This is a genomic window from Haloprofundus sp. MHR1 (assembly GCF_005155585.1).
Classification (GTDB): Archaea; Halobacteriota; Halobacteria; order Halobacteriales; family Haloferacaceae; genus Haloprofundus; species Haloprofundus halophilus.
The window spans coordinates 776,065-795,625 of sequence record NZ_CP039833.1 but is presented as its reverse complement, the minus strand read 5'-3'; the positions used below and the strand labels follow the sequence as shown (position 1 = coordinate 795,625).

At 68.0% G+C, this 19,561-nt stretch carries 22 protein-coding genes; 13 read left to right on the top strand and 9 right to left on the bottom strand.

Translation table 11 applies throughout. From position 1 onward, the window contains the following. The first annotated feature begins 91 nt into the window (after positions 1-91). The gene (locus FCF25_RS03945; protein ID WP_137047396.1) at positions 92-2,173 is read left to right on the top strand and encodes a S9 family peptidase; all 2,082 of its coding nucleotides are present in this window, start codon (positions 92-94) and stop codon (positions 2,171-2,173) included. Positions 2,174-2,179: 6 nt separating this feature from the next. Here the strand turns inward: FCF25_RS03945 and FCF25_RS03940 are convergent, their stop codons facing one another. Then, on the bottom strand, positions 2,180-2,920 hold the full coding sequence (locus FCF25_RS03940) for a molybdenum cofactor biosynthesis protein B (protein ID WP_137047395.1): 741 nt from the start codon (positions 2,918-2,920) through the stop codon (positions 2,180-2,182). Positions 2,921-3,080: 160 nt separating this feature from the next. On the opposite strand from FCF25_RS03940, the gene FCF25_RS03935 reads away from it, so the two are divergent. The 4 genes from FCF25_RS03935 to FCF25_RS03920 are packed head-to-tail and all read left to right on the top strand — an operon-like array spanning position 3,081 to position 5,863. Then, positions 3,081-4,124 (top strand): zinc-binding dehydrogenase, encoded by a 1,044-nt coding sequence (locus FCF25_RS03935; protein ID WP_137047394.1) that lies wholly within the window; start codon positions 3,081-3,083, stop codon positions 4,122-4,124. Then, on the top strand, positions 4,111-4,512 hold the full coding sequence (locus tag FCF25_RS16010) for a hypothetical protein (RefSeq protein ID WP_394347881.1): 402 nt from the start codon (positions 4,111-4,113) through the stop codon (positions 4,510-4,512). Before FCF25_RS03935 ends, FCF25_RS16010 begins: the two co-directional genes overlap by 14 nt. Positions 4,513-4,559: 47 nt before the next feature. Then, positions 4,560-4,964 carry a DUF4864 domain-containing protein gene (locus tag FCF25_RS03925; protein ID WP_137047393.1) on the top strand — a complete coding sequence of 135 codons (405 nt, stop codon included), beginning with the start codon at positions 4,560-4,562 and terminating at the stop codon, positions 4,962-4,964. Positions 4,965-4,966: 2 nt separating this feature from the next. Beyond that, complete coding sequence (locus tag FCF25_RS03920) at positions 4,967-5,863, top strand: alpha/beta fold hydrolase (protein WP_137047392.1); 897 nt, start codon at positions 4,967-4,969, stop codon at positions 5,861-5,863. 25 nt (positions 5,864-5,888) lie between these two features. Here the strand turns inward: FCF25_RS03920 and FCF25_RS03915 are convergent, their stop codons facing one another. From FCF25_RS03915 to FCF25_RS03905, 3 genes are all read right to left on the bottom strand, one after another. Further along, positions 5,889-6,593 carry an SDR family NAD(P)-dependent oxidoreductase gene (locus FCF25_RS03915; RefSeq protein WP_137047391.1) on the bottom strand — a complete coding sequence of 235 codons (705 nt, stop codon included), beginning with the start codon at positions 6,591-6,593 and terminating at the stop codon, positions 5,889-5,891. A 109-nt stretch (positions 6,594-6,702) separates the two neighbouring features. Next, positions 6,703-7,140, bottom strand: coding sequence for a desampylase (locus FCF25_RS03910; RefSeq protein WP_137047390.1), 438 nt, complete (start codon positions 7,138-7,140; stop codon positions 6,703-6,705). 6 nt (positions 7,141-7,146) lie between these two features. Further along, entirely contained in the window at positions 7,147-7,749 is a 603-nt protein-coding gene (locus tag FCF25_RS03905; RefSeq protein ID WP_117594868.1) for an NUDIX domain-containing protein, read from the bottom strand. A gap of 174 nt (positions 7,750-7,923) precedes the next feature. Here FCF25_RS03905 and FCF25_RS03900 point away from each other — a divergent pair, with 174 nt between their 5' ends. Beyond that, positions 7,924-8,619, top strand: a complete 696-nt coding sequence (locus FCF25_RS03900) for a PHP-associated domain-containing protein (protein ID WP_137047389.1) — start codon at positions 7,924-7,926, stop codon at positions 8,617-8,619. 30 nt (positions 8,620-8,649) lie between these two features. Here FCF25_RS03900 and FCF25_RS03895 read toward each other — a convergent pair whose 3' ends face one another. Then, positions 8,650-9,627 carry a diacylglycerol kinase family protein gene (locus tag FCF25_RS03895; RefSeq protein WP_254425884.1) on the bottom strand — a complete coding sequence of 326 codons (978 nt, stop codon included), beginning with the start codon at positions 9,625-9,627 and terminating at the stop codon, positions 8,650-8,652. Positions 9,628-9,962: 335 nt separating this feature from the next. After that, positions 9,963-10,382: an Lrp/AsnC family transcriptional regulator gene (locus FCF25_RS03890; RefSeq protein ID WP_117594865.1), complete on the bottom strand. Its 420-nt coding sequence runs from the start codon at positions 10,380-10,382 to the stop codon at positions 9,963-9,965. Positions 10,383-10,479: 97 nt separating this feature from the next. On the opposite strand from FCF25_RS03890, the gene carA reads away from it, so the two are divergent. Together carA and FCF25_RS03880 are read left to right on the top strand one after the other, a co-directional pair. Then, the gene (carA, locus tag FCF25_RS03885; RefSeq protein ID WP_137047387.1) at positions 10,480-11,550 is read left to right on the top strand and encodes a glutamine-hydrolyzing carbamoyl-phosphate synthase small subunit; all 1,071 of its coding nucleotides are present in this window, start codon (positions 10,480-10,482) and stop codon (positions 11,548-11,550) included. Positions 11,551-11,656: 106 nt separating this feature from the next. Beyond that, positions 11,657-11,926: a hypothetical protein gene (locus tag FCF25_RS03880; protein WP_137047386.1), complete on the top strand. Its 270-nt coding sequence runs from the start codon at positions 11,657-11,659 to the stop codon at positions 11,924-11,926. Positions 11,927-12,007: 81 nt separating this feature from the next. Here FCF25_RS03880 and FCF25_RS03875 read toward each other — a convergent pair whose 3' ends face one another. Then, complete coding sequence (locus FCF25_RS03875) at positions 12,008-13,027, bottom strand: PHP domain-containing protein (protein ID WP_137047385.1); 1,020 nt, start codon at positions 13,025-13,027, stop codon at positions 12,008-12,010. A 159-nt stretch (positions 13,028-13,186) separates the two neighbouring features. On the opposite strand from FCF25_RS03875, the gene FCF25_RS03870 reads away from it, so the two are divergent. Further along, positions 13,187-14,956, top strand: coding sequence for a Rieske (2Fe-2S) protein (locus FCF25_RS03870; RefSeq protein ID WP_137047384.1), 1,770 nt, complete (start codon positions 13,187-13,189; stop codon positions 14,954-14,956). Positions 14,957-14,971: 15 nt separating this feature from the next. Here FCF25_RS03870 and FCF25_RS03865 read toward each other — a convergent pair whose 3' ends face one another. Continuing rightward, a complete protein-coding gene (locus tag FCF25_RS03865; protein WP_137047383.1) occupies positions 14,972-16,036 on the bottom strand; it encodes an NAD(P)/FAD-dependent oxidoreductase in 1,065 nt (354 codons plus the stop codon). 159 nt (positions 16,037-16,195) lie between these two features. Here FCF25_RS03865 and FCF25_RS03860 point away from each other — a divergent pair, with 159 nt between their 5' ends. The 4 genes from FCF25_RS03860 to msrB are packed head-to-tail and all read left to right on the top strand — an operon-like array spanning position 16,196 to position 18,515. Beyond that, a complete protein-coding gene (locus FCF25_RS03860; protein WP_137047382.1) occupies positions 16,196-16,906 on the top strand; it encodes an HAD family hydrolase in 711 nt (236 codons plus the stop codon). 47 nt (positions 16,907-16,953) lie between these two features. After that, positions 16,954-17,697 carry an aldo/keto reductase gene (locus FCF25_RS03855; RefSeq protein ID WP_137049351.1) on the top strand — a complete coding sequence of 248 codons (744 nt, stop codon included), beginning with the start codon at positions 16,954-16,956 and terminating at the stop codon, positions 17,695-17,697. Positions 17,698-17,701: 4 nt separating this feature from the next. After that, positions 17,702-18,085, top strand: a complete 384-nt coding sequence (locus FCF25_RS03850) for a nucleoside triphosphate pyrophosphohydrolase (RefSeq protein ID WP_137047381.1) — start codon at positions 17,702-17,704, stop codon at positions 18,083-18,085. A 25-nt stretch (positions 18,086-18,110) separates the two neighbouring features. Then, positions 18,111-18,515, top strand: a complete 405-nt coding sequence (gene msrB, locus FCF25_RS03845) for a peptide-methionine (R)-S-oxide reductase MsrB (protein ID WP_137047380.1) — start codon at positions 18,111-18,113, stop codon at positions 18,513-18,515. A 9-nt stretch (positions 18,516-18,524) separates the two neighbouring features. Here the strand turns inward: msrB and FCF25_RS03840 are convergent, their stop codons facing one another. Next, complete coding sequence (locus FCF25_RS03840) at positions 18,525-19,538, bottom strand: glycoside hydrolase family 5 protein (RefSeq protein WP_137047379.1); 1,014 nt, start codon at positions 19,536-19,538, stop codon at positions 18,525-18,527. Positions 19,539-19,561 lie beyond the last annotated feature (23 nt).

Sequence of the window (19,561 nt, the reverse complement as noted above, 5' to 3'; positions counted from 1 at the left end):
CGAAACAATGCTTGCTGTCGAATCGGGGAAGTGACCCGGCGACGCGTTCCGCGACCAGAATCCACATGTGTCGCGATTGAGAGGAGAGGCCATGACAGTCCCGCTCGAACTGGACGACTTCTACGACCTCCGACGAATCCGCGACGTGGCCGTCTCGCCGACTGGCGAGCGCGTCGCGTTTGTCGTCGCCGAGAGCGACCCCGACGCCGACGAGACTCGAACCTCGATTTTCGTCGCGCCCACCGACGGCAGTCGAGCGCCGCACCGACTCACCCGCGCCTCCGACGCGGGGTCGCCCGCGTGGGGACCGAACGGAGAGAAACTCGCGTTTCTCGCGAGTCGTGACCGCGACGTGGCGCTCGAAGTCGGACGGAGTGACGAACCGGCGGACGAAGACGCCGAGGGCGACGACGAGAGTCGAGGCGAGAGCGACGAGGGCGACGAACCCAAACCCCAGGTCTGGCTGTTCGACCTCGCACGCGGCGGCGACGCCCGACAGGTGACCGAGTTCGACGAGGGCGTCCGCGAGTTCGAGTTCTCGCCCGACGGCGAGCGGATGGTCGTCGCCGCGCGCGACCCCACCGACGAGCAGCGCGAGTACCTCGAACGTCGCCGCGACGGCGGCCCGGTCGAAATCACCCGCCTCCAGCACAAGCGCGACGGGATGGGCTTCCTCGACGACGTGCGGAGCTACCTGTTCGTCGTCGACGTGGCGACCGGCGAATCCGAGCGACTCGACGACGCCTACGCGCGCGGCGCGATGAGCACCGGCGGTCTCCACCCTGCGTGGGGCACGAACGGTCGAATCGCGTTCCGGTCGTACCGCGGCGAAAAGCCCGACCACACGTTCGAGCAGGACCTCTACACCGTCTCGGCCGACGGCGAGGACCTCCGGCGACTCACCGACGGCGACATCGGCGTCGCCAACCCGCGGTGGGACGCGGCGGGCGAACGGCTCGCCTTCGACGGCGCGAACCCGACGAACACCTACCACCCGACGGAGGTGTACGTCGTCGCCGACGCCGAAGGCTCGGAGGGAACCGAGGCGCGCTCGGTCTCCGCGTCGCTGGACCGGACTCGCTCGCGGGCCGGTGCGCCCGAGTGGGTCGGGGACGACGAACTGCTCGCGCCCGTCGGCGACGAGGCGCTGACCCGACTCGTCCGTCTCGACGCCGAGGCGGACGACCCCGAGCGCGTCTTCGAGAACCAGGGGACCGACCGAACTATCACGCAGTTCTCCGTCGGCGGCGACTGCGCCGTCGTCTGTCTGAGCCACCCGAACGAGGGCGCGGACCTGTACGCGCTCGACGCAACCGAGTCGGACGGGAGCGACCCGGCTCGGCTGACGCGACTGAACGACGGTTTGCTGACCGACGCCGCGCTGCCGACCTGCGAGCGGGTCCAGTACGAGAACGGCGACGGCGTCGAGGTGGAGGGACTGGCGTACCTGCCCGACGGCTTCGACCCCGACTCGGAGTCGTATCCCGTCATCGCGCACATCCACGGTGGCCCCACCGCCTACGACGCGCCCGAGTTCAGTTTCGACTACAGCTACTGGACCGGCCGCGGCTACGTCGTCTTCAACGTCAACTACCGCGGGTCGACCTCCTACGGCCGCGAGTTCAGCGAGTCCATCCGCGGCGAGTGGGGGCCGCGCAAGGCCGACGACATCGTCTCGGGCGTCGAGGAGCTAGTCGACCGCGGGTGGGCCGACGCCGACCGCCTGTTCATCTCCGGGTTCTCGCAGGGCGGCATCAACACCGCCTACGTCGTCACGCGGACCGATATGTTCGCCGCGGCGGCACCCGAGCACGGCATCTACGACTTCTACTCGCTGTTCGGTACCGCCGATTTACACCAGTGGTACGTCCACGACATCGGCCTGCCGTGGGAGAAACCCGAGGAGTACCGCGCGATTTCGAGCATCCGCGACGTGGGCGAGATAGAGACGCCGCTTCTCGTCACCGCCGGCGGCGAGGACTGGCGCTGCCCCCCGTCGCAGGCCGAGCAGTTGTACGTCAGCGTCCGCCGTCGCGGCGTCGACGCCAAACTCGTCGTCTACCCCGACGAACACCACAACATCGGCGACCCTCAGCGAGCGACCCACCGCCTGCGCGAACTCACCGACTGGTTCGAGCGCCACGACCCCGGCCGCGAGGACGGCTCCGAGTAGCGTCCGCTACTCCCCGGTCGCCTCGGGTTCTTCGTCGGCCTCGTCGTCTTCGTCGACCTCGTCGCTTTTGTCGGCCGCATCGTTTTCGTCGGCCTCGTCGCGTCTCGCCAACCCGGCGAGGTGACCCACCTCGGGGACGATAATCTCCTCCGCGCCGAGGCGGGCGGCGTTCTCGCTCCCGGGGAGACAGAACACCGGCACGCCGTCGGTGACGCCCGCGGTCGCGCGCGTGCCGACGACGCGGGTGCCGATTTCGTCGTACGACAGCGTCCGGAACAGTTCGCCGAAACCGGGCAGTTCCTTCTCCAGAATCGGCTCGACGGCTTCGACGGTCACGTCGTCGGGCGTGACGCCGGTGCCGCCGGCGGTGACGACCACGTCGGTGTCGTCGCGGCTGACGAGTCGGTTGACCGTCCCCTGAACGCCGTCGTAGTCGTCGTTGACGAGTTCGCGCGTGGCGAGTTCGTGGCCGTCCGCCTCGAACGCCGCGGAGATGGCGTCGCCCGCCGAGTCGTCGTCGAGCGAACGTGTCGAGGAGACGGTGACGACGGCGAAGCCGAGCGTCTCGACGTCGTGGTGGTGGTGGTCGTGGTCGTGGCCGTGGTGGTCTCCGGCGTCTGAACTGTGGCCGTGGTCGTCGTCGGTGTGTGAACTGTGGCCGTGGTCGTCGTCGGTGTCCGAATCGTGGTGACTGTCGTCGGTGTCCGACTCATGGCCGTCGCCGTGGTCGCTCTCGTTTTCGTTCATGCACCACGGTTCGCACGGCGGCACCAAAACTTCGGGCGACGGAGGACCGCCGCGCACCACCGCTGCGTTCGAGAGCGAACCTGTTTGATAGAAGATGAACAACCGGCAAGTCGTCGGACGGAAACACACAGTTTTGACGCGCCGGGTGCTGGGTTCCAGCATGAAGGCCGTCCAGTTCACGGAGCACGGCGACCGCGACGTCATCGAGTACGGGGAGTTTTCCGACCCCGACCCAGGCCCCGACGAGGTGCTCGTCGACGTCAAGGCGGGCGCGTTGAACCACCTCGACGTCTGGACGCGAAAGGGGATGCCCGGTATCGACCTGGAGATGCCGCACATCCCCGGCAGCGACGCGGCCGGCGTCGTCGAAGCCGTCGGCGAGAAAGTCACTCGGTTCGAGGAGGGTGACCACGTCGCCGTCAGCGCCGGCGTCTCCTGCGGGCAGTGCGAGTTCTGCCGCGACGGCGACAGAGCGCGCTGCGTCCGCTTCCACATCATCGGCGAACACGTGCGCGGCGTCCACGCCGAGAGAGCCGCCGTCCCCGAACAGAACCTCGTCCCCGTACCCGACCACGTCGACTGGGAAGTCGCCGGGTCCGCGTCGCTCGTCTTCCAGACGGCGTGGCGCATGCTGATCGACCGCGGCGGACTGGAGGCCGGCGAGAAGGTTCTCGTCCTCGGCGCGTCCGGCGGCGTCGGCCACGCGGCGGTCCAAATCGCCGACTACGCCGGGGCGGAGGTGTACGCCACCGCCTCCAGCGAGGAGAAACTGGAGTACGCGAAGGAGTGCGGCGCCGAGTACGTCATCAACTACGAGGGAAACGACTTCGCCGCCGAAATCCGCGAACTGACCGGCAAGCGCGGCGTCGACATGGTCGTCGACCACGTCGGCGAGGAGACGTACGGCGACTCGCTGAAGAGCCTGGCGAAGGGTGGTCGCGTCGTCACCTGCGGGGCGACCACCGGCGGGAACCCCGGTGCGGGACTGAACCGCATCTTCTGGAACCAGCTCTCGGTCATCGGGTCGACGATGGCGACGCCCGGCCAGGTCGACGACGTGCTCGAACTCGTCTGGGACGGCACCTTCGAGCCGCGCATCCGCGAGACGCTGCCGATGAGCGAGGCCGAACGCGCCCACGAGATGATAGAGAACCGTGAGGGCTTTGGCAAGGTGGTCGTAATACCCGACAGTGAGTACGAGTAGCGACGAGGAGACGACAGCGCGGGAGAAGGGGGGTCGCGGCGCCGGCGAGGCGCGAGCGCGTCGGGCGAACTCCGATGGCGGCTTCGACTCGTCGGAGTCGGAGGTCGGTCGGAGTTCGCCCGACCGCGGCTACGTCCACCGACCGAACGGCGAACCCGGCGCGGAGCCGGAGCCGTCGGGGTTCGGCGACCGCGGGTGGGCGCTCGTCGCCGCCGTCGTCCTCTCGTTTCTCGTCGTCCCGGGCATCATCTATCTCGTCCCCAGCGCGCCGGGTGAGCTCGGGCTGTCGTTTTTCGCCACGATGCTCGCGTTGCCGTTGGTTCCGGCGCTCATTCTCGGACTGACGGCGGTGTGGTCGATGACCGCCGCCACGCGCGGCGAGAAGTGACGCGACGCGGCAAACAGCTATTTGGAGGCGTGCGGCGTACGTAGCGCATGAACGAGCAGTATCGACGCCACGGACTGCCGCAGCCGACGCCCCGACTCTCGCCCGAGGAAGTCGTCGAACACCAGTTAGAGAGCCTCCGACGCAACGACGAACCGTATCTCGACAGCGGCATCGAGACGACGTACGCGTTCGCCTCGCCGACGCGTCGGCGCGCGTCGGGCTCGCTCGAACGATTCACCCGCGCGGCGCGGAGCGACGTCTACCGTCCGCTCGTGGACCACGAACGCGCGGCGACGACGCCGGCGGAGGTCAGCGGCGACACCGCGAGACAGGAAGTCGTCGTCGTCACGCCCGACGGCGAGGAGGTCCGCTACGAGTTCCGCCTCTCGCGTCAGCGCGGCGGCGAACGCGACGGCTGTTGGTTGACCGACGACGTCGTCCCGATGGAGTGAGGATGGCGAGCGACGCAGACACCGAAAGCGCACCTGTGACCGAGATACCCGGCGAGTCCGTCTACGTCGAGACCAACGGCGTCCGGTTGCACACGGTTCAGGCCGGACCGGAGGACGGACCGCTGGTCGTCTTGCTCCACGGGTTCCCCGAGTTCTGGTACGGCTGGTGCGACCAGATTCGACCGCTCGCCAACGCCGGCTACCGGGTCGTCGTCCCCGACCAGCGCGGTTACAACCTCAGCGACAAACCCGACGACCTGTCGGCGTACAGAATCGAGGAACTCGCCGCCGACGTCGTCGGCATCCTCGACGCGCTCGACCGCGACACCGCCGCCGTCGTCGGCCACGACTGGGGCGCGGCCGTCGCGTGGTGGGTCGCCCTTCACTATCCGGACAGGGTCGACCACCTCGGCGTCCTCAACGTTCCGCATCCGACGGTGTTCCGTCGGACGCTCAAGCGGAGTTTCGGACAGAAACTCCGGAGTTGGTACATGGGTTTCTTCCAGATACCGCTGGTGCCCGAGCGACTGTCGAAGGCGGGTGACTTTCGACTACTCGTTCGGACGATGCGCCAGTCGAGCGAACCGGGGACGTTCTCGCCGTCGGATTTCGAGCGCTACCGCCAGACGTGGAGGCGACCCGGCGCGTTCACCGGCATGGTGAACTGGTATCGCGCCGCCGCCCGGTCGAGACCGGAACCGGAAAACGGCCACGTCAAACCGCCGACGCTCGTCATCTGGGGAGCGAAGGACCAGTTTCTCAAGAAGTCGATGGCCCGCGAGAGCGTCGACATGTGCGAGCGCGGTCGGTTGGTGATGCTCGACGACGCCACCCACTGGGTCCAGCACGAGGAACCAGTCCGCGTCAGCGAGTTGCTGAAAGAGTTCCTCGCCGAGTAGGCGGCGACGGCGTCGCACCGTCCGACTACCAGTCGATAACCTCCTTGTCGCGCCAGAACTTCCCGGCGGGACTCCCCGGGCGGAAGCGACAGAGCCACAGCGGCGTCTCCGCGCCCTCCTCGACGGGTCGACTCGCGTTCTCGCCGCCCATATCGGTCCGAACCCACCCGGGACAGACCGAGTTCGCCAGCAGCCCGTCGTCGCCGTACTCGCCGTGGAGGTACGCCGTCAGGCCGTTCAGTCCCGTCTTCGAGATTCGGTAGGCGGGCGACCCGCCCGACTGCGGTTCACCGAGCGCGCCCATCCCCGAGGAGACGTTGACGACGCGGCCGCCGGGTTCGGCGGTGAGCGCGGGCAGCGCGTACTTCGTGACGAGCATCGGTCCGCGGAGGTTCGTCGCGAGCGTCCGGTCGAGTTCGGGCGTCCGCGACGCTGCCAGCGACTCGTCGGGGCCGGCGACTCCGGCGTTGTTCACGAGGACGTCGAGTCGCCCCTCGTCGTCGTCGATCGTCGCCATCGCCTCGTGGACGTCGCCCTCCTGAGTCACGTCCAGCAGCACGCGGCGCTGGCCGTCGGGAACGTCGTGGCTGACGCTCCGGACGCCGGCGTACACCGTCGCGCCGAGATCGGTGAGCCGAGCGGCGATCTCCCGGCCGATACCGCGGTTCGCGCCGGTGACGAGCGCTACCTGTCCGTCGAGCGAGTCGTACAGCTCGGGGTCGGGGGTCATCTACCGGCGCTTGGTCGCACGCGCGGTTAGGGGTTTTCGAATCCCCGCCGCGAACGGTTCCGAGCCCCGTCGAGACCCGGTCCGCTCGGAGCGAATCTCTCTCCGCCGGTCAGCCGATGTCGACGTCGAGCGGGTCGAACCGCTCGCCGGTCCAGCGCCACGCGCGCAGTTCGTCGTACGCCGGCGAGACGATGAGGTAGACGTACCCCTCCCACGTCGCCTCCCTCCTGTCGGTCTCGCTCGGCCGCGCCCGACTCTCCGGATGGGAGTGGTAGAAGCCGACCACGTCGTCTCCCGCCGCTTCGGCCGCCTCGATGGCCGCGAGCGTCGCCTCCGGGTCGAGTTCGTACCGCGCTCGTGGCTCCGAGGCGGCGTTCGGCACCCGGCGGATATCGGTCGCGGCGTCGGGCGCGGTTCCGTCGCCTCGGTCGCCGACCAGCACGCCGCACACCTCTCGCGGTCCGCCGTCGTGACTCGCGCCGTCGCGAGCGTGCGAGAGAATCGATTCGGTGGCCGTCGTCGACAGAAGGAGGCGCGACGACGGCATCGGCGTTCAGTCGAGGTCCCGGCGCATGGCGATTTCGAACCACGGGCAGAGCCGGAGTTGGCGGTACCAGTCGGGGTGGTCGTGGAGGTGTTCGTAGTCGACCCAGAGCAGGCCGGCTATCTCGTCCTCGTCGGGGTCGAGCGAGACGTCGTCGAGCGTCACCTTCAGCACCGAGCAGACCTCCCACTCGACGCCGTCGGCACCGGAGACCGAGGGGTAGTAGCGCTTGTACTCGAACTTGTCCGTCACGCGGAGGTCCGAGTACTGGTCGGGCGTGATGCCGAGTTCCTCTTCGAGGCGCTGGCGGGTCGCCTCCTCTTGGCTCTGACCGTCCTCGGGGTGGGAGGCGACGGTGCCGTCCCAGTGAGTGTCCCAGAGGCGTTTCGTGGGTGCGCGCTGACCGAGGAGGATGCGGCCCTGGTGGTCGAAGACGAGCGCGGTGAACGCCCGGTGACGGATACCGTCGCCGGTGTGCGCGGTGAGGCGATTGACGACCTCCCGTCTCTCGTCGTTCTCGTCGACCGCGACGACGTTCTGGCGGGCGTTCTTGTGAACCTCGTCTTCGGCGGTGGTCGCTTCCGACCCCGTGCCGCTCGAATTCGAACTCATACGTGTTCCATCTGCGACAGGGGTCAAGGACTCTTCGATGCGTTCGGCCCCGCACACGGCGCGCGCCGCACCCTCCAGACTACGGGCGGGTGACGGGGTCGGGTCGTCGCCGCGAGTCGACGGCAGGGCGTGACCCGGGGGAAGAACAAAGGGTCTGTAGCGACGTTATACAGTGTGTTCTCCGTCGACCTGCACTCACACAGCCGGTTTTTCCACGGGTGGCGCGGACGCGCGACTCGCTACGACCCGCTCGGGCTGAGACTACACGCGGTGTTCGCCCGACTCCGGGGACTCGACGGGTTCGCCGTGACGAACCACGACTACACCTACTCCGCGGAGGGAAGCTTTCCGACGATACCGGGAAACGAGGTGACGACGACGGAAGGCCACGTCCTCGTCGTCGGGCCGAACCCGCCGAGTCGGACCGAACCGAACGCGCTCACGCCGGGCGAGTTGGTCGATTTGGCTCACGACCGCGGCTGCGCGACGATTCTCGCGCACCCGTTCCGCAACAGTTCCGCGCGCGACTCCGGTGCCGAGTTCGACGCGGTCGAACTCAACGGGAAGAACACCGAGCACATCGCGCGGACGCGTCGACTCGCGGAGGAACTCGACCTACCGCTGGTCGGCGGCAGCGACGCCCACTACCCCATCGAGGTCGGCCGGGCGTACACCGAGATCGACGCCCCCGACCTCTCGCCGGAGTCGGTCGCCGCCGCCATCCGCGACGGGCGGGTCGAACCGGTGGTGAAGCTCAGTCCGCTCGACAAACTGCTGGCCGAGGCGTACAGCCGCATCCACGCGCACAAGAAGTGGCTCGACCCCGCGGACAGGACGCCGACTGCCACCAGCGGGAAATCCGACGACTGAGCCGCGAATGCGGCACCGTTCGCCGTAGACTCAGTCGTCGGGGTCGGGTTCGTAAGCGTCTCCGACGGGAATCTCGACGACTCCGCTCAACGTTTCGATCGTCAGCGACGCCGTCTCTATCATCTCGCCGTCGAGGCTGAACCGGAGCGGCTCCTCAGAGAGCACGTCGAGGTGCATCGCGGGCGTCTCGAAGCGGTCGATGTGTTCGGTGTCGCGGCCGAACAGCCTGGAGGCGGCCGCCTGCCCCATCAGGTCGACGGTCGGTCGCTCCTCGACGACGGTGACGTCCAACTGTCCGTCCTCCATGTCCGCCTGCGTTCGTCCCTCGACGGGGAAGCGACGGCCGTTACCGACGAGCACCGAGACGGCGTCACCGGACCACGGTTCGTGGCGGCCGTGGGTTGCGATGTGCATCCGAACGCCGTCGAACTCCGTCATCACTCGGAGCGTACTGACGACGTAGGCGACGACGCCGAATCGCTCTTTCATCTCCGAAGACGTCTCGCCGCTGGCCTCGGCGGTGAATCCGCCGACGCAGGAGTTGAGGAACGCTCGGGTGCCGCTGTCCTCCCCCGTTTCGCCGCTCTCGACCACCACCCCGCGGGCCGCGGAGGGTTCCTTCGACTCTCGCGCCCACGACGGCTCGTCGCCACCCCACTCGACGATACCGAGGTCGATTCGTCGTCGCTCGCCCGACTCGAACAGCTCGAAGGCGTGTTCGATGCTCTCGATGCCGACGTTCTCGGCGAAGTTGTTGCCCGTCCCGCAGGGGACGACGCCGAAGGTGACCCGCTCGAAGCCGTCGGCGCGACGGATGCCCTCGACGACCTCGTTGAGGGTCCCGTCGCCTCCGGCGGCGGCGACGAACTCGGCTCCGTTCTCGGCGGCGTCGCGGGCGAACCGAATCGCGTCGCCCGCGGCGTCGGTCTCGCGGATCGAAAACCCGTATTCGGTCGCCAAGCGTCGGACTTCGTGGGCGTGTTCGCCGTTTCCGCTCTCGGGGTGCAAGACGAGCGTCCGGTCGCTGTGTGTGGGGTGGCCACCGTCACTTCGCTTCGCTCGTGACGAGGTTCGGCTCACTCCGTTCGACTCGCCACCGTCACTTCGCTTCGCTCGTGACGAGGTTCGGCTCACCCCGCTCGGCTCACCACCGTCACTTCGCTTCGCTCGTGACGAGGTTCGGCTCACTCTGTTCGACTCGCCACCGTCACTTCGCGCACCGCCGTCTGTTCGGACGCACCGGTCGTCGGTCTCGACTGTCGACGGCGGCGAACGTGGACTGTCTGAGGGCGGCATGGGTTCGACGGACGATACGCCAGCGAGCGCGAAAACGTTAGGGGCCGTCACCCCTGCCCGAGACGTTCGTCGAGGATGAGCCGCGTCTTGGTGCTCTTTATCTCCTCCATCTCGCGGGCTCGCGTGATGAGGTCGTTCACCGCGCGCGTGTCGGCGGCGTCGACGATGAGGACGATGTCCTCCTCGCCGGAGACCTGCCAGACGAAGTCGACCGTCTCCCAGTCGGCGAGTTGCTCCGAAACTTCGCTCGTGTTGACGTTCATCTCCACCGAAATCTCGACCATCGCCTTGATGTTGCCCGTCCGGGTGGAGACGGTGAACCGTTCGATGACTCCCTCCGTGGTCATCCGCTCGACGCGGTTCCGAATCGTCCCCTCGGAGGTGCCGACTCGCTCGGCGATCTCGGTGTAGGGCGTTCGTGCATCCCGTCGGAGCACGTTCAGGATGCGGCGGTCCAGGTCGTCCATACACGGACGTGTACTGGTGGCCTTAAACCGATTACGAAATTCGTAGTCTCGCTACGAAAGAAGCACTTATTACCCAGGGTCTCATGTGTTTCTCGTAATGTCGGACGCCTACATCGCGCTGGCCGACGGACGCGTCGTGAAAGGACGCGGTCGTGCGCCAGGACGCGCCCGCGGAGAACTGGTGTTCACGACCGCCTACACAGGATACGAAGAGAGCCTCACCGACCCCTCCTACGAGGAACAGGTTCTCACCTTCTCGTACCCCCTCATCGGAAACTACGGCGTCCGGCGAGAGCGATTCGAGTCCTCTCGCGTTCACCCGCGCGCGGCGCTCGCTCGGGAGTTCACCGACGACGTAGCCGACTGGCTCACCGCCGAGGGCGTCCCCGCCATCGACCACCTCGACACGCGCGACCTCGTCACGACGGTCCGCGAGGAGGGGGCAATGAAATGCGGCATCGCCGTCGGCCCGGACGCCACGGCCGAGGACGCCCGCGCGGAACTGGAGAAGTGCAAAGGAATGAGCGAGCACACCGACATCGGCTCGCAGGTCACCGTCCCCGAAGCGCGCCACTACGAGGGCGACGGTCCGACCGTCGCGCTCGTCGACTGCGGAGCGAAAGGTTCCATCGTCTCCTCGCTGCGCGAACGCGGCGCGGACGTCCACGTGCTCCCGTACGACGTCTCCGAGGACGACGTCGCGGCCATCGACCCCGACGTGCTGTTCATCTCGAACGGCCCGGGCGACCCGGCGAACTTCTCGAACGCGCAGTCGCTCGTCGAAGCGTTCGTCGAGAACGACGGCGTCGCCGTCGCCGGTATCTGTCTCGGCCAGCAGATCGTCGCCCGCGCGCTCGGCGGCGACACCGAGAAGATGGCGTTCGGCCACCGCGGCGTCAACCAACCGGTCCGCGACCTCGAGAGCGGAAAAGTCGTGATGACGACGCAGAACCACGGCTACACCGTCGCCGACCCCGGTGACCTCGACGTGACGCAGGTGAACGTCAACGACGACACCGCAGAGGGGTTGGCCAACGCGGAACTGAACGTCGTCACCCGCCAGTACCACCCCGAGGCGAACCCCGGCCCGAACGACTCGCTGGGCTTCTTCGACGACGTGCTCGAACTCGGCGAGACCGCCGGGAAACACCGGCTCGCCGCCGATTAAAACCGAGCCTCGCGACTTCTCTTTCGCGCTCGAACGGACGGCGTCGAACCCCTCGCACGTCGATTCAGGCGTTCCTTTTTAACAGCTTGTCGTGGTACCCACGTCGATGGCCGACGCACCCGAGATTCAGACCGTCGAATCGGGCGACGACTACTACCACGTCCGTTTCCGCGACCCCGACGAGTTCGACGAGATCAGAACGCCCGACTGGGCGGCGAACGCCGCCCGGTCGGTCGCCGAAGGGAGCGAAGTCCGAACCGGGAAACGGGAGAACAGCGACGAGTGGGAGGTCGAAAGCGTCCTGATCAAGAAGCAAGCCGGCGAGGATACCGCGCGCGACGAGGCGAAGCGAATCGTCGAAAAGATCGAGTCGTGAGCGTCGACGCGCGCCCGGTCAGTCGAGGAGGGCGACTCCGTCCCTGCGACGACGCCGACGTTCGGCGACTCGCCGGGGGCGTCACAGCGACCGCGACAGCGGTGAGAGATTCGAGAGCAGGCGCGCACCTCGCATCGCGCCGAGAACGGCGTACCGCCTGCCGAGCGCGGCGCTCGTCTTCGCCGCCCGACCGCCGAGCAGCGCGCCGGTCTTCGCCACCTTCCCGCTGAGCATCGCCCCCGCCTTCGCCGCCTTCCCGCTGCGGAGCGCACCGAGTTTGGCGTAGTAGCCGCTCTGTCTGGCCGCACCGATGGCGTAGTGGCGCGCGGAGACGGGAATCGGCGTTCGCCGCCCCTGCACCTCCGTCGACCCGCCGCGGATCGCGTCGAGAATCAACGAGGCGTCGAGGTCCGCGCGCGTCGCGTCCGGGATAGTGAGTTCGGTGTACGCCCGCCCGACGAGCGACAGCGAGTGCGCGTCGCTGGCGGCGACGCCGGGGTAGCCGTGGGCGTCCGCGAACCGCCGCGCGCGGCGATTCTTGTAGCCGGTGAACAGCCACGAGTTGTACACCTCGACGGCGTCGGGCGTCCGAACCGCCAGCGCCTCCTCGTCGGCGCCGCCGTCGGCGGTGACCGCCTCGGCGTCGGCGGGGTCGACCGCTTCGGTCGACGCTCCCGGTTCGCCGTCGGCCGCGAGGAGGGCGTCGAGAGCCCGTTTTCTGACGCCGTGGCGACTCCGCTGGAACGGGTGCGGGACGATGGCGACGCCGCCGTGGTCGTGGACCCACTCGATGGTCTCGCCGTAGGGCCGACGTTTGGGCGGCATCTCCTCGACGCCGACGGCGAGAAGGTGTCCCTCGGCGGTGGAGACTTCGACGCCGGGGATGCCGACGAGGCCGTACAGCGGGGCGAGTTCGGCCGCGCGGAGCGACTCCTCGATGACGTCGTGGTCGGTGATGACCACCGCGTCGAGACCGATCTCGGCCGCCTGCTCCAGTATGAGCTCGACCGGGTCGGTCGCGTCGTACGACGCCTCGGAGTGGACGTGCGGGTCGATGTGGAGGGTGAGCGACACGGTTATAGGAACTACGCGCGCTGGCATATAAATCATCGCGTCGCCGAACTGTCTCGGACACCGAACCGGTCTGCGGCACGCTAAACCGTCTCTCGGTCCGATTCACCGCGACCGGTTCGTGACAGATTCGTTGCAAAAATCCGCTCCAGCGAACGGTTTTGTGTCTGCCACTCGTCACCGTCTCCCATGAGCACCGACACGCCGGACGCCGGGTCCGAACTCGTCGAAGTCGGAAGCGAACGCGAACTGGCCGAGACGGGGCGAAAACTCGTGAACGTTCGAGGACGGGCCATCGCCCTGTTCCACCACGAAGGCGAGGTACGCGCCGTCGACAACCGCTGTCCGCACATGGGCTTTCCGCTGACCGAGGGCAGCGTCGACGACGGTATCCTCACGTGCCACTGGCATCACGCTCGGTTCGAACTCTCCTGCGGCGACACGTTCGACCCCTGGGCCGACGACGTAGAGAGCTACCCCGTCGAACTGCGCGACGGGACGGTGTACGTCGACCCGCGACCGACGCGCGACGAACCGCCCGCCGAGCGCTGGGCGAACCGACTGGAGGACGGCCTCGAACAGAACCTCCGACTCGTGCTCGCCAAGTCCGCAATCGGCCTCGTCGACGCGGGCGTCGACCCGAGCGAGCAGGTGGAGACGGGCGTCCTGTTCGGCACGCGCTACCGCGAGGGCGGGTGGAGTTCCGGACTCACGATTCTGACGGCGATGGCGAACGTGCTTCCGAACCTCCGCGACGAGGACGAGAAACGCGCGCTGTACCAGGGTCTCGTCCACGTCGCCGGCGACTGCGCGGACCAACCGCCGAAGTTCGACCAGGAGTCGTTCGAGGCCCGCGACCTCCCCCACTCGCGGCTGAAGTCGTGGTTCCGCGACTGCATCGAGGTCCGCGACGCCGACGGCGCCGAGCGCTGTCTCCGGACGGCCATCGCTTCCGGCGCGTCGCAGGCGGAACTGACCGACGTGCTCGTCTCGGCGGCGACGGACCACCGCTACCTCGATGCGGGCCACACGATGGATTTCGTCAACAAGGCCTGCGAGTCGCTCGACCACGTCGGGTGGGACCACGCCGAGCACGTCCTCCCGAGTCTCGTCGACGGACTCGCCACCGCCGCGCGGAGCGAGGAGCAGTCCTCGTGGCGGCAGCCCATCGACCTCGCCGGGCTGCTCGACGACTCCTTCGCCCGTCTGGACGACCTCCGAGCGGAGGGCGAGGGCGAGGTGTGGACCGAACCGGACGGGTTCACCGAGACGCTCCGCGACGACGACCCCGAGCGCGTCGTCTCGGCGCTCGAAGACGCGATTCGGGGGGGTGCGACGGTCGAACAGCTGGCTCGGGCGGTCGCCTACGCCGCCGCGACGCGCGTCGCGCAGTTCTCGACGGCCAACGAGTTCTCCGATTGGAACACCGTCCACCACACGTTCACCTACGCGAACGCGGTCCACCAGGCGAGCCAGCGCACCGACGCGCCGGAACTCTACAGAGGAGTGTTCGACGCGGCGGTGAACGTCTACCTCGACCGGTTCCTCAACACGCCCGCCGCGCCGATTCCAGAGACGGGAGCCGAAGACGCCGACCCCGACGAACTGCTCGGCGACCTCCGGATGACGTTCGAGATGGAGGGCGAGGTGAACGACGCCGGCCGCGCCGCCGCACACTACCTCGACGCCGGCGGTGAGTTGTCGACGCTGCGGGAGCGGTTGGGCGAGGCGCTGCTCCGCGAGGACGCCGGGTTTCACACGTACCAGGCCCTCGAAGCGGGTTTCTCGCAGATAGCCGAGCGCGAAAACTCGCCCGAGGAAGTTCGGACACTCGTCGTCGCCGTCGCGCGCTACCTGGCGGCGCACTTCCCGACGCGCCGCGAGCGCGAGCAGACGTTCACTATCGCTTCGCGGCTACAGCGCGGCGAGAGGATTCACGAGGGGGTGGGCGGAGACTGACCCGGCCGCGTCCGCTCAGAACGCCGCCGAAATCCGCTCGCCCACCTCGACGCCGTTCCACAGCGCCAGGTGGACGCGCCCCTCGCCGCCGACCCAGTCACCCGCGAAGAAGAGGCCGTCGTCCTCGCCGCGGCGGAGAATCTCCTCGTTCGCCCCGGAGTTCGGTTGCGCGTAGCGCCACCCCTGGTCGTCGCTCCAGTCGAACTCGGCGAGCCGGTCGTCGCCCACCAGTTCGGCGACCTTCCCGGCCACCGTCTCGGCGGTCTCCTCTAGCGGGTCGTCGTAGTGCTCCTCGGACCAGTGCGGAGCCATCTGGACGACGAGGAGGCTCTCGCCGGCGGGGACGTGTCCCCGCTTGCACTCCTCGCGCGAGAGCCACCCGATGTCGTGTTCTCCGTCGGTGTTGACGAGCGCGTAGTACGGCACGTCGACCTCGAAGGGGTAGTGTAGCATCACCGAGCGGACCGTCCGGTAGCGAACTGCGCCGACGACTTCGCGCAGCGCCGGGAGATGTTCGCTGTGCCACTTCGTCTCCGTGAGGAGCGCGGCGGTCTGCGGCGCGGGCGGTGTCAGCACCACCGCGTCGAACGGTCCGTGCGCCTCGCCGTCGGCGGCGACGAGATACCATCGGTCGCCGCTGGCGTCCTCGTCGACGTGTTCGCGGCCGCTCCCCCGCTGGATGCGCTCGATTCTGGTCTCCCGGTGGACCGTCGCGTCCGTCCGCGCGAGCAGTCGCTCGGCGAGCTGCGTGATTCCGTCCTCCCACGTGTACTTCGTCTCCGGGTCGCGGTCGGACTCGGTCACCTCCCCGCCGGCGTCGAACGTCCACACCGGGTCGTCGAAGGCGACGAGGCCGTCGTCACCGAGCTCCTCGACGAGTTCGACGGTGCGCTCGTCGGCGTCTTTCAGGTAGTTCGCGCCGTGGTCGTACCGACAGTCGTTCCGGCGGCGCGTCGCCGCGCGGCCGCAGACGCCGCGGCTCTTCTCGAAAATCGTCACGTCTACGTCGGAATCTCGAAACGCGTACGCCGCGCCGACGCCCGCCGCGCCCGCGCCGACGATACCGACGGTTCGGGTCACCGTCCCTCCCAGTCGGTGTCGACCGTTGTGGACTCCGCCATTGCGAGAACGGTCGGCCGCGAGGCGCTAAAAGATTCGTTTGACGGTGAGTTCGACGGCGGTCCGTCTCGCCCCCGAACGGCGAGTGCTTTTTGACACCTCGCTCGTCAGTTCACGACAGTGTACGACGCAATCATCTTCGACAACGACGGCGTGCTGGTGAGTCTCGTCGAGTTCGCCGTGCTCGAACGCGCGGCCCGTGAGGCGTTCGTCGACTGCGGCGTCGACGACCCCCGCGAAGACCACGTGGACGCGATGACCCTCGGCGTGACGCCGGAGAGCCTGACGCGCGTCGCCGACGCGTACGGCTTCGACGCCGAGACGTTCTTCGCCGCCCGCGACCGCATCGCCTCCCGCGCCCAGCAGGCCGAGATTCGCGCCGGTCGGAAGGCGCTGTACGACGACTTCGACGCGGTGCGCTCGCTCGACCACCCGCTCGGTATCGTCTCCTCGAACCAGCAGGAGACGGTCGACTTCGTCCTCTCGCACTTCGGAGTGACGGACCTGTTCGAGACGGCCTACGGCCGCGAACCCATCCCCGAGAGCGTGACGCGCAAGAAGCCGAGCACCTACTACGTCGACAGAGCTCTCGCCGACCTCGACGCCGACCACGCGCTGTTCGTCGGCGACAGCGACACCGACGTGCTCGCCGCGCACAACGCCGGCCTCGACTCGGCGTTCATCCGCCGCGAACACCGCGCCGAGTATCCCCTCGACGTCGACCCGACGTACGAGATCGAGACGCTCGCGGGTCTGCTCGACATCGACGGCGTCTCGGTCCGCGACCCGGCTCCGGGTGGTTCGACCCCCGAGGGAGGTGCCGACGCGTGAGCGACCACGAGGCGAACACGACGCTCCCGTCGGTCGGTCTCGGGACGATGGGCCTGGACGGCGAGTCGGGCGTCGAGAGCGTCCGAACCGCAGTCGAGATGGGCTATCGCCACCTCGATACGGCCCAAATCTACGACAACGAGGCCGTCGTCGGCCGGGGGCTCGCCGAGAGCGACGTCCCCCGCGAGGACGTCGTCGTCGCCACGAAGGTGTGGGCCGACAAACTCGGCTACCACGACGCGCTGGCGAGCACGACCGAGAGCCTCGAACGGCTGCAAATCGACTGCGCGGACCTCGTGTACGTCCACCGACCCATCGACGCGTACGACCCGGAGCGGACGCTCGCGGCGTTCGACGAACTCGTCGACTCGGGTCGGACTCGCCACGTCGGCGTGAGCAACTTCTCGCTCTCGGACCTCGACGAGGCGCTCGACCTGCTCGACGCGCCGCTTTTCGCCCACCAGACCGAGTTGCACCCGCTGTTCTACGACCCGGAACTCGTCTCCCACGCGCAGGAACACGACTACTATCTCGTCGCGTACTCGCCACTGGCGGCCGGAAAGGTGTTCGACGTTCCGGAACTGAGCGAAATCGCGGAGAAGCACGACGCCGACGAGGCGGCGGTGAGCATCGCGTGGCTGGCGGGCAAGGAGAACGTCGTCACGATTCCGAAAGCGAGCGGCGAGGACCATATGCGGGCGAACCTCGCGGCCGCCGACCTCGAACTGGACGACGAGGACGTACGGAAGATAGAGTCGATAGAACGCGAGGAAGAGCTGTTCCCGGAGTGAGTCGATGGGCGACGAACGCGAGGAAACCGGCGGAGAAGACGCCAGTCGCCAGTACGACAAACTCGTCCGCGACGACATCCCGGCGATAATCCGCGAGAGCGGCGAACGTCCGGTGACGCACGTCGCCGAGGGCGGGGAGTACCGGGAACGACTCGCCGAGAAGTTGGTCGAGGAGGCCGAGGAGTTCGCCGAAAGTCGCGACCCCGAGGAACTGGCCGACGTGCTCGAAGCCGTGGCGGCGGTTCGGAGGCAGTTGGGCGTCGACGCGGACGAGTTGGAGCGCCTGCGGCGCGAGAAACGCGAGGCGCGCGGTGGGTTCGAGGCGGGTGTCGTGCTGGAGCGGGTCGAACCCTCCGGTGCCCGCGAGACCCGCGAGCAGAACCCCTAACCGGCGTCGTCCCTTACTCCAAATCATGAGCGAGCAACAGTCAGACCTCCCCGAATCGGACGACGAGTGGCGCGAGCGACTCACCGACGAGCAGTACCACATCCTCCGCGAGAGCGGCACCGAACCCAGGTTCAGCGGCGAACACGTCGACCGCGACGACGACGGCGTCTACAAATGTGCCGGCTGCGGCGAGGTGCTGTTCGATTCCGAAACCAAGTACGACTCCTCGTGCGGGTGGCCGAGTTTCTACGCCGCCGACGAGGAGAAGATAACGAAACTGGAGGACACCAGCCACGGGATGCGCCGCATCGAGGTCCGCTGTGCGAACTGCGACGGTCACCTCGGCCACGTCTTCTCGGACGGTCCGCAGCCGACCGGAAAGCGGTTCTGTATCAACTCCGTCGCGCTCGACTTCGAGGGGAACGACTGAGCGGTTCGGTCAGTTGCCGCCCGCGTCGAACCCCTTCGGTGGTTTCTGCCGCTCGGTCCACTCGACCGACTCGGGGACGGTGTCGCCGCGTGACTCCGACTGTGGCAGCTTTGCGAGTGCGTTCGCGTCCGCGGCGGAGAACACCGCGCCGTCGGCGTGGAACAGCCCGTTGATGCGACCCTTCTCCCGCTGTTTCCGCATGTACGCCGGTTTGAGCATCAGTTGCCAGAAGAAGTCGCCGTCGAGCGCGCTCTCGCGGATTATCGGCGCGAGCGAGGCGTAGTCCGGCCGGAGCTTCGAGCGCGGACTCCGTCGGAGTCGCTGCCACTCGGTGAGCCACACGGGTTTGCCGTGCGTTCGAGCGAACGTCACGGCGTCTCGAATCTCTCTGCGCGCCCGTTGCTCGGTCGGCGGCAGGTTCATGTGGAACTGGTAGACGTCGAGTTCCGGGTCCGAAAACTGCGTGTTGAGTCGGACGTCCTTACAGCCGACGGTGAGCGGAACGGCGGGGGCCGCTCGGTCCGCGACCCGCAGCATCTCGCGGACGAAGTTCACCCGCGGTTCGTACTCGCCGGGCTCGTTCATGATCTCGAGCGCGAGCACGACGTCGGGGTCGGTGCAGCGGTTCGCGACCCAGCGGGTGAACTCCCGGGGTCCGTCCCACCGCCACGGCCGCCGAACCGTCGCCCCCGAGGGTGACTTCAGCGCCGGTGCGTCTCCGGTCGGCCGTCGGCGAGCGTTCGTCGGTTGTTCGCCGATGCTCTCGAACAGAACCGGAAGCACCCGGATACCGCGATTCTCCGCCCGGAGGAGGAAGTCGTCGAACGCGTCCGCGAAGGCGCGGCGGTTCTCCCGCCACCAGTGGTAACTGAGGACGACGCGAACGGCGTTGAGGTTCAGTCGTTTCGCGTAGTCGAGGTCGTTCGCGGCGACCCGCGGGTCGTAGGCGGCCCACGACTGGTAGTGGTTGTGCGAGCGCGCCGGGAAGTATATCGCGCCGCGGACGCCCGTCAACGATGCCATCGGGAGGTCGTTGGGGGCGAAAG

Bases quoted from the DNA above. Each gene is read 5' to 3' on its own strand.
- FCF25_RS03945 (WP_137047396.1), top strand. From the start codon at position 92: ATGACAGTCCCGCTCGAACTGGACGACTTCTACGACCTCCGACGAATC.
- FCF25_RS03940 (WP_137047395.1), bottom strand. From the start codon at position 2,920: ATGAACGAAAACGAGAGCGACCACGGCGACGGCCATGAGTCGGACACC.
- FCF25_RS03935 (WP_137047394.1), top strand. From the start codon at position 3,081: ATGAAGGCCGTCCAGTTCACGGAGCACGGCGACCGCGACGTCATCGAG.
- FCF25_RS03925 (WP_137047393.1), top strand. From the start codon at position 4,560: ATGAACGAGCAGTATCGACGCCACGGACTGCCGCAGCCGACGCCCCGA.
- FCF25_RS03920 (WP_137047392.1), top strand. From the start codon at position 4,967: ATGGCGAGCGACGCAGACACCGAAAGCGCACCTGTGACCGAGATACCC.
- FCF25_RS03915 (WP_137047391.1), bottom strand. From the start codon at position 6,593: ATGACCCCCGACCCCGAGCTGTACGACTCGCTCGACGGACAGGTAGCG.
- FCF25_RS03910 (WP_137047390.1), bottom strand. From the start codon at position 7,140: ATGCCGTCGTCGCGCCTCCTTCTGTCGACGACGGCCACCGAATCGATT.
- FCF25_RS03905 (WP_117594868.1), bottom strand. From the start codon at position 7,749: ATGAGTTCGAATTCGAGCGGCACGGGGTCGGAAGCGACCACCGCCGAA.
- FCF25_RS03890 (WP_117594865.1), bottom strand. From the start codon at position 10,382: ATGGACGACCTGGACCGCCGCATCCTGAACGTGCTCCGACGGGATGCA.
- carA (WP_137047387.1), top strand. From the start codon at position 10,480: ATGTCGGACGCCTACATCGCGCTGGCCGACGGACGCGTCGTGAAAGGA.
- FCF25_RS03880 (WP_137047386.1), top strand. From the start codon at position 11,657: ATGGCCGACGCACCCGAGATTCAGACCGTCGAATCGGGCGACGACTAC.
- FCF25_RS03875 (WP_137047385.1), bottom strand. From the start codon at position 13,027: ATGCCAGCGCGCGTAGTTCCTATAACCGTGTCGCTCACCCTCCACATC.
- FCF25_RS03870 (WP_137047384.1), top strand. From the start codon at position 13,187: ATGAGCACCGACACGCCGGACGCCGGGTCCGAACTCGTCGAAGTCGGA.
- FCF25_RS03855 (WP_137049351.1), top strand. From the start codon at position 16,954: ATGGGCCTGGACGGCGAGTCGGGCGTCGAGAGCGTCCGAACCGCAGTC.
- FCF25_RS03850 (WP_137047381.1), top strand. From the start codon at position 17,702: ATGGGCGACGAACGCGAGGAAACCGGCGGAGAAGACGCCAGTCGCCAG.
- msrB (WP_137047380.1), top strand. From the start codon at position 18,111: ATGAGCGAGCAACAGTCAGACCTCCCCGAATCGGACGACGAGTGGCGC.
- FCF25_RS03840 (WP_137047379.1), bottom strand. From the start codon at position 19,538: ATGGCATCGTTGACGGGCGTCCGCGGCGCGATATACTTCCCGGCGCGC.